This window comes from uncultured Sphingomonas sp., assembly GCF_946477935.1.
Taxonomy (GTDB): Bacteria; Pseudomonadota; Alphaproteobacteria; order Sphingomonadales; family Sphingomonadaceae; genus Sphingomonas.
In genome coordinates this window covers 1-7666 of sequence record NZ_CAMLAC010000170.1, presented here as the reverse complement: position 1 = coordinate 7666, position 7666 = coordinate 1, and the positions used below count along the sequence as shown (strand labels likewise).

9 protein-coding genes are annotated in these 7666 nt (G+C 67.3%); 5 read left to right on the top strand and 4 right to left on the bottom strand.

What is annotated here, in order from left to right; translation table 11 throughout:
• Both Q0U08_RS15075 and kduI read left to right on the top strand, forming a co-directional pair.
• Positions 1-852: glycoside hydrolase family 88 protein (locus Q0U08_RS15075; RefSeq protein ID WP_298092312.1), on the top strand; the 852-nt coding region annotated here is incomplete at its 5' end.
• Positions 853-863: 11 nt separating this feature from the next.
• A complete protein-coding gene (gene kduI / locus Q0U08_RS15070) occupies positions 864-1700 on the top strand; it encodes a 5-dehydro-4-deoxy-D-glucuronate isomerase (protein ID WP_298092314.1) in 837 nt (278 codons plus the stop codon).
• Positions 1701-1704: 4 nt separating this feature from the next.
• Here the strand turns inward: kduI and Q0U08_RS15065 are convergent, their stop codons facing one another.
• From Q0U08_RS15065 to Q0U08_RS15050, 4 genes are all read right to left on the bottom strand, one after another.
• On the bottom strand, positions 1705-2823 hold the full coding sequence (locus Q0U08_RS15065) for a lactonase family protein (RefSeq protein ID WP_298092310.1): 1119 nt from the start codon (positions 2821-2823) through the stop codon (positions 1705-1707).
• A 36-nt stretch (positions 2824-2859) separates the two neighbouring features.
• Complete coding sequence (locus tag Q0U08_RS15060) at positions 2860-3819, bottom strand: aldo/keto reductase (RefSeq protein WP_298092308.1); 960 nt, start codon at positions 3817-3819, stop codon at positions 2860-2862.
• 4 nt (positions 3820-3823) lie between these two features.
• Positions 3824-4006: a hypothetical protein gene (locus Q0U08_RS15055; protein WP_298092306.1), complete on the bottom strand. Its 183-nt coding sequence runs from the start codon at positions 4004-4006 to the stop codon at positions 3824-3826.
• A 115-nt stretch (positions 4007-4121) separates the two neighbouring features.
• Positions 4122-4442, bottom strand: a complete 321-nt coding sequence (locus tag Q0U08_RS15050) for a hypothetical protein (protein WP_298092304.1) — start codon at positions 4440-4442, stop codon at positions 4122-4124.
• A gap of 132 nt (positions 4443-4574) precedes the next feature.
• Between Q0U08_RS15050 and Q0U08_RS15045 the strand changes: the two genes are divergently transcribed.
• From Q0U08_RS15045 to Q0U08_RS15035, 3 genes are all read left to right on the top strand, one after another.
• Positions 4575-5546, top strand: a complete 972-nt coding sequence (locus Q0U08_RS15045; protein WP_298092302.1) for a metalloregulator ArsR/SmtB family transcription factor — start codon at positions 4575-4577, stop codon at positions 5544-5546.
• Positions 5543-6487 (top strand): methylenetetrahydrofolate reductase [NAD(P)H], encoded by a 945-nt coding sequence (metF, locus tag Q0U08_RS15040; RefSeq protein ID WP_298092301.1) that lies wholly within the window; start codon positions 5543-5545, stop codon positions 6485-6487. Before Q0U08_RS15045 ends, metF begins: the two co-directional genes overlap by 4 nt.
• Positions 6488-6631: 144 nt before the next feature.
• The coding region (locus Q0U08_RS15035; protein WP_298092300.1) for a homocysteine S-methyltransferase family protein at positions 6632-7666 on the top strand (1035 nt) is incomplete at its 3' end.

Below are 7666 nucleotides of genomic sequence, written 5' to 3'. Positions count from 1 at the left end.
GGCGACAAACCCTATTTCGCCGATGATCATACGATCACCCAGGCCTATCTGTGGGCGGCTGCGAATGGCGCGGGAGCACAGGCACGGGCACCCACCCGCGCGGCATTCGACCGGGTGGTGGACCAGCCGGCGGTGACGACCCTGGCCTTTGCCGTTCCCAAGAAGGGCGGATACGGCGCCACCGAGTGCCTGGACCGCTGGTGCTGGTGCGACGCATTGTTCATGGCGCCCCCGGCGCTGGTGGCGTTGAGCAACCAGACGGGCGATCCCAAATACCGGCAGTTCGCCATGAAGGAATTCTGGGCGACCACCGACTTCCTGTACGATCCGGCCGAGCATCTTTATTACCGTGACAGCCGCTTCTTCGACCGCCGTGACGAACAGGATCGCAAGCAGTTCTGGGCGCGCGGCAATGGCTGGGTGTTCGGCGGCATGGCGCGGATCATTCCACAATTGCCCGCCAACAGCCCGGACCGGCGCCGTATGGAAGCGCTGTTCAAGGAAATGGCGGCCAAGTTGCTGACCTTGCAAAAGGCGGATGGATATTGGGCACCGTCCCTGCTGGCACCCGAGGATTCGCCGCCGGAGACGAGCGGGACCGGGTTCTTCACCTATGGCTTTGCCTGGGGCGTGAAGGCCGGTCTGCTGGACCGGGCAAAATATCAGCCGGCGGCGCTGCGCGGCTGGGCCGCGCTGACCCGCGCGGTGCAGCCCGACGGGGGGCTGGGATGGGTGCAGCAGGTGAGCGACCGACCCGACAAGGTAACGGCCAGCGATACGCAATATTACGGCGTAGGTGCATTTCTGCTCGCCGCCACCGCGGTGGCCGATATGGAGCGGACCGGGCGATGAGCACCGATCCCTTGTTCTCCAAGACCTATTACGCCGTCCATCCGGAGATGATGGAAGGGGCGAGCAACGCCGACCTGCATGATCGTCATGCGGTCACCGGCCTGTTCCGTTCCGGCGAACTGGTGCTGACCTATTCACACGGCGAGCGCTTCATCATCGGCGGGGCGATGCCGGGCGACGCGCCGCTGGATCTGCCGGTGCAGCAGGAGCCGGCAAGTGCGGCTGGTCATCCCTTGCTGGAGCGACGCGAACTGGGTGTGGTGAATATCGGGCCGGCGTCGGGCGTGGTGACGGTGGACGGCACCGCCTATCCACTGGCGAAATATGAGGCGCTCTATGTGCCGATGGGCAGCCGCGACGTACGGTTCGAGGGGGCGGGCGCGCGCTTCTATCTGCTCAGCGTGCCGGCGCATGCCGCCTATCCGATCGTCCACATGACGCTGGAGGGCAACCCGCCGATGCGACGCGGCAGCCAGGAGACGTCGAACGCGCGGTCGATCCACCAACTGGTGCTGCCCCATGCGTGCCAGAGCGCATCGCTGTGCCTGGGGCTGACCCGGCTCGATCCGGGAAGCGTGTGGAACACGATGCCACCGCATGTTCATGAGCGGCGATCGGAGATCTACCTGTATTTCGACCTGGAGGACGACGCCCGCGTCTTCCATTACATGGGCCAGCCGGACGAACTGCGTCATATCCTGCTGGGTGACGGCGATGCGGTGATCTCGCCGCCATGGTCGGTGCACATGGGTGCCGGCACCAGCAGCTACAGCTTCGTCTGGGCGATGGCGGGCGAGAACCAGGATTATGAGGATATGGACGTGCTGGATATCTGCCAGCTCGCCTGAAGGTTCAGTCGCGCAGGCCGACAAAGGCGACGCCGGGGGCGGTGGTGCCGGGGCCGTGCGGCGTCAGGCGGCCATCGGCGGCGACGGTAAAGCTGTCGATCGTGCCGCTATGCTGGTTGGCGACGAGTAGCCGGGCTTCGCTCTGCAGCAGGCGGATGTGGCGCGGCCAGCGTCCGCCGCATGCGATGTGCTGCGTGGCGGTGAGGGCGCCGTCGCGGCCGATCGCATAGACCGCGATGCTGTCCGCCCCGCGGTTCGACGCATAAAGGTGCGCGCCGGCAGCATCGATCGCGATCGCGCCCGCCTGACTTTTGGCGGTAAAGTTAGCGGGTAAAGTGCTGTGGGTGGCGATGGGGTGAAGGACGGCGTCGGCGGCGATGTGGAGGGTGGTGATGGTATTGGAGAGTTCGTTGACGAGATAGGCGAAGGGCAGGCTGGGGTGGAGGGCGAGGTGGCGAGGGCCGGAGCCGGGCTCTGCACGCAGAACTGCCTTTGCGGGGCCGAGTTTTCCGTCGGCAAAGGGGTGGGCGAAGATCCTGTCCGCGCCGAGATCGACCGCCCAGAGCCAGCGATTATCGGGAGTGAAGCCGACCCAATGCGCGTGCGCGCTCGCCTGCCGGTCGGCGACGGGGCCGCGGCCTTGGTGCGCGCGCACCTGTGCCTCGCCGGCGGGCAGGCCGGTGGCAGGATCGAGGCGGATCAGCGCAACGCTGCCGCTGCTGTAATTGGCGATCGCCAGCGCCGTGCCGGTGCGGTCGAGCGCGACGTGGCACGGGTCCGCACCGCCGGACGAGACATGCGCGACGCGCGTCCAGCGGTCGCCGGACGTACGGAAGACCGAGACCATGCCCGCTTCGCCCTCCTGCACCAGATAGTGCAGGCCGAGGCGGGGATGGCGCACGCCGAACGAGGCGTCGGGTGCCGCCGCCACGGGCGCGGCCGCAGTCCATGTTTCCGTGTCTGGTCGGTAGCTTAGCGGCACAAGGCCGCGGCCGCCCTCGCGATTGTAGCCCCCGGCATAGAGGGCAAGCGCGGGGGCGACTGCATGGGCGGGCAGGGGAAGCGCGGTGGCGCCGATCGCCGCCAGAAGGGTGCGGCGCGAAACGAGGCTGCGATCGGTCATGTTTTCTCCTGTGCCGTCAGCCTCATAGGGCCAAGCTCAGGCGCCCGCCAGCGTCAGCCGTTCCAGTTGGTCGTCGGAGAGGGTGAGGGTCATCGCGGGAAGCAGGTCCTCCACCTGAGCGACGCTGGTGGCGCTGGCAATGGGGGCGGTAACGCCGGGCTGGGCGATGAGCCAGGCGAGCGCGATCTGGGCGAGGGTGGCGCCGGTTTCAGCGGCGACGGCATCCATGGCGTCAAGGACAGCCTTGCCGCGGCCTTCCAGCAGATCGGCCATGCGGCCGCCGCGTACGCTTTTGGTCAGATCGTCGCGGGTCCGGTATTTGCCGGTGAGGAAACCCGAGGCGAGGCCGTAATAGGGGACGACGCCGATATTTTCGGTGACGCAGTAATCCTGTAGCTCGCCCTCGAACTTGTGACGGCTGACGAGGTTGTATTCGGGCTGAAGGACGTGGAAGCGCGGCAGCCCGGCATCGCGGGCGGCGTCGTTGGCGGACTTCAGACGCGCGGCGTGGAAGTTGGATGCTCCGATGACACGAACCTTGCCGGCGTCGATCAGGCGACCGAATGCCTCCATGCTGTCCTGCTGTGCGGTATCCTCGTCGTCCTGATGCGCGAAATAAACGTCGATCCGGTCGGTGCCGAGCCGCTTCAGCGAGGCTTCGCAGGCAGCGGCGATGTGGGTGGGGGCAAGTTTCTCGCCACCTTCGCCGGGCAGCATCCCGACCTTGGTGGCGATCAGCACAGAATCACGTTTGCCGCTGTGGCGTAGCCACTCGCCGATCATCGTCTCCGATTCGCCACCGCGATGACCGTCGACCCAGGCGGAATAGACGTCGGCGGTGTCGATCAGCGTACCGCCGCCGGCCACAAAGGCGTCGAGCACGGCAAAGCTGGCGGTGCGATCCGCCGTCCAGCCGAATACGTTGCCCCCCAGCACCAGCGGCGCGATCTGGAGGTCGGTGGAGCCAAGGCGGCGGTGGTTCTGCGGAGCGGTCATGGCATCACCCTTCGGGATCGGTGGCGTTGGCATCCAGCGCGTTGAGGTCGACGGCATTGGCGTCGAGCATGGCGGCGGCATCGTCCAACTGTTTCGCCTCGTCGGCGGTGAGGCCGCCGGGCTGTTCGTCGCTGGCGGAGCAGGCGGCGAGAAGCAGGAGCGCGGCGGCGGGGAAGTAGCGGTTCATGCGGCACTGTCGCCCGGCAGGGGCGGCGCTGTCCAGTCCGAGCGGGCCAGTCCGACAGGATCGCGTGAAGGTATCCGGGGGACGGGCATCGGCCCATGTCCCCCGGTCGTCAGCGTCAGTCGCGGATGGAATTTCCGGCGCGAGTGAGCGCATTTCCGGTCGCATCGGCGGCGGCATCCGCACCATTGCTGATCGCGTCGCCGGCGTTGCGGGCGCCCGCCTCGATACGGTCACCGGCATTGTCCATCGACCGCTCGGCCGAACCGAGCGCACGGTCACTGGCGGCATCGACGTCGTTCACGGCGTTGCGCGTGGTCGCCTCGGTATCGGCGGCAACGGCGTCGGCGGCCTGTTCGGTCTGCTCCTGTGCGTTCTGGCTGCAAGCGGCGAGCGCAAGTGCGGCGGCGGCGGTCAGACCGAGGGTAAACGTCTTCATGCGGGCATACTCCCTTGGATTTCCGAAGCGAACTGAACGTTTCGCAACCGGGCCATAACGCAGGTGTGCCGTTTGGGGTCCGAAACGACCAATTCGTTGACCGCATATAAAGATATCTTTATATGTCGATCCATGGCGATGGCGCTCGACATTTTCCGTGCACTTGGCGATCCGACGCGGCTGCGCATTCTGGCGCTGCTGCGCACGATGGAGTTGTCGGTGGGCGAACTGGCGCAGGTGCTGGGGCAAAGCCAGCCGCGCGTGTCGCGTCACGTGAAGATTCTGGTCGATGCGAGGCTCGCGGAGCGGCGCAAGGAAGGAAGCTGGGTGTTCGTGGCGCTGGGCGCACGCGAGGCGGTGGCGCCGATCGTCGCGGCGCTGGATCAATGGTCGGTGCACGAGCCCGATCACTGGGCGGTGGCGGATGCGGCGCGGCTGGCGGCGGTGCGCGCGGACCGTGCCGCGTCGGCCGCGACCTGGTTCGAGGATCATGCCGCCGAATGGGATGCGATCCGGTCGCTGCACGTCGCCGAGAGCGAGGTGGAGGCGGCCATGGCGGCGCTGCTGGGGCAGGGCGATCTGGGCACGCTGATCGATATCGGCACCGGCACCGGGCGGATGCTGGAAGTGTTCGGCGGGCAGGCGGATGCGGCGCTGGGCATCGATCGGTCGTCGGAGATGCTGCGCCTCGCGCGCGCCAAGCTGCACGATCGGCCCAATACCGAATTGCGGCAGGCGGACCTGTACGCGCTGCCGATGGCGGACGGCGCGGCGAACGTCGCGATCCTGCACCATGTGCTGCATTTCGCGCAGCAGCCGGGTGCCGCGATCGCCGAGGCGGCACGGGTGCTGGCGGCGGGCGGACGGCTGCTGATCGCTGACTTCGCACCGCATGACCGCGAGGATCTGCGCGCACGCGATGCGCATACCCGGCTGGGCTTTGCCGACGAGCAGATTGCGGGCTGGTTCGCCAATGCGGGCCTACGCATGACGCAGATCGAAACGCTGGGTGGCGGGACGCTGACGGTGAAATTGTGGCTGGGCACCAAACAGGGGCTGAAAGGCCTGCGCCCGGTCGACTCCAACATGGTGAAAGCGGCATGACGACGATTTCCGTTCCCCAGCTCGAAGAAGCGCGCCGCGCACTGGAGGCGCCGCTGTTCGCCGATGTCGGCGGCGACATGGACGTCAGCTTTGAATTCTTCCCGCCCAAGACAGAGAAGATGGACGCGCAATTGTGGGACGCGATCCGCACGCTGGAGCCGCTGGGGCCGCGCTTCGTGTCGGTGACGTACGGCGCCGGCGGATCGACGCGCGAGCGGACGCATGCGACGGTGGCGCGCATCCAGCGCGAAACCTCGCTGGCGGCGGCGGCGCACCTGACCTGTGTGGAGGCGACGCGCGAGGAGATCGACCAGGTCGCCGAGGATTACTGGGCGGCGGGCGTGCGGCATATCGTGGCACTGCGGGGCGATCCGCCGACGTTGGGCGCCAAGTTCGCCAGCCATCCCGGCGGCTACGCCAATGCCGCCGACCTGGTGGCCGGGCTGGCCAGGCGGCACCCGTTCGAGATTTCGGTGGCCGCCTATCCCGAATGCCATCCGGATTCGGCAGACACGGTGGGCGATATCGACAATCTGAAGCGCAAGCTGGATGCGGGCGCGACGCGGGCGATCACCCAGTTCTTTTTCTCGCCCGAGGCGTTCTTCCGCTTCCGGGATGCGGTGGCCGCGGCGGGGATCACCGCCGAGATCGTGCCCGGCATCCTGCCCGTGTCGAACGTGGCGCAGACGCGCAAGTTCGCCGGCATGTGCGGCGCGGCGATCCCGGACTGGATGGACCGGCTGTTCGAGGGGCTGGACGACCATCCCGCCGCGCGGCAACTGGTGGCGGCGACGATCGCCGCCGAGATGTGCCGCCGGCTTTATGCGGGCGGCGTGAAGAGCTTCCACTTCTACACGCTCAATCGCGCCGAACTGGCCTTTGCGATCTGCCACATGCTGGGCGTGCGCGCCAAGCCGCAGGCGATCGAGGCGGCGGCCTGATCAAATCCTCCCCGCTACGGGGAGGGGGACCAGCCAGAGGCTGGTGGAGGGGGCTCTCCACCAGCTAGATCATTCGTGGAGAGCCCCCTCCACCGCTCTGACGAGCGGTCCCCCTCCCCGTGCCGGGGAGGATCAGGTGATGACATGACCATTCGTGACACCTTCTTCGCCGAAGCCGCCAAGCGCATCCTGATTACCGACGGCGCATTCGGCACCGAGATCCAGAACTGGAAGCTGTCCGAGGCGGACTATGCCGGGGCGCTGGGGCTGGGCCACGACCAGAAGGGCAATAACGACATCCTGGCGCTGACCAAGCCGGAGGTGCCGGAGGCGATCCACCGCGCCTATTTCGAGGCGGGGGCGGATATCGCGGAGACGAACACCTTCTCCGCCAACCGGATCAGCCAGGCCGATTACGGCGCCGAGCATCTGGTGCGCGAGATCAACGTCGAGAGCGCGAAGCTGGCGCGGCGGCTGGCCGACGAGTTCCAGGCGAAGGATGGTCGCCCGCGCTTCGTGGCGGGCGCGATCGGGCCGACGAACAAGACGCTGTCGCTGTCGCCGGACGTCAACGATCCGGGGTATCGGGAGATCGACTTCGATTATCTGAAGGGTGTGTACCGCGAGCAGATCGATGCGCTGCTGGAAGGCGGCGCGGACTTCATCCTGATCGAGACGGTGTTCGACACGCTGAACGCCAAGGCGGGGATCATGGCGGCGAGCGATGCGGCGCGCGATCTGGAGCGCGATGTGCCCGTCATGCTGTCGATGACGCTGACCGACCTGTCGGGGCGCAACCTGTCCGGCCATACGGTCGAGGCGTTCTGGCATGCGGTGCGCCATGCCAGGCCGGTGACGATCGGGCTGAACTGCTCGTTCGGGGCCGAGCAGTTGCGGCCGCATGTGAAGACGCTGTCCGAGATCTGCGACACGCTGATCATGGTCTATCCCAATGCGGGCCTGCCCAACGAGCTGGGTGCCTATGACGAGGCGCCGGCGACCACCGCGGGGCTGGTGCATGAATGGGCGGGCGCGGGGCAGGTGAACGTACTGGGCGGGTGCTGCGGATCGACGCCGGCGCATATCAAGGCGATTGCCGAGCGGGTGCGCGGTGTTGCCCCGCGGCGCATTCCCACGCCGCCGGTGCGGACGCGGCTGGCCGGGCTGGAGCCGTTTACG

What these genes read in the sequence shown, in the direction of transcription:
- Q0U08_RS15060 (WP_298092308.1), bottom strand. Translation starts at nt 3,819, where the DNA reads ATGACCGCTCCGCAGAACCACCGCCGCCTTGGCTCCACCGACCTCCAG.
- Q0U08_RS15045 (WP_298092302.1), top strand. Translation starts at nt 4,575, where the DNA reads ATGGCGATGGCGCTCGACATTTTCCGTGCACTTGGCGATCCGACGCGG.
- metF (WP_298092301.1), top strand. Translation starts at nt 5,543, where the DNA reads ATGACGACGATTTCCGTTCCCCAGCTCGAAGAAGCGCGCCGCGCACTG.
- Q0U08_RS15065 (WP_298092310.1), bottom strand. Translation starts at nt 2,823, where the DNA reads ATGACCGATCGCAGCCTCGTTTCGCGCCGCACCCTTCTGGCGGCGATC.
- Q0U08_RS15055 (WP_298092306.1), bottom strand. Translation starts at nt 4,006, where the DNA reads ATGAACCGCTACTTCCCCGCCGCCGCGCTCCTGCTTCTCGCCGCCTGC.
- Q0U08_RS15050 (WP_298092304.1), bottom strand. Translation starts at nt 4,442, where the DNA reads ATGAAGACGTTTACCCTCGGTCTGACCGCCGCCGCCGCACTTGCGCTC.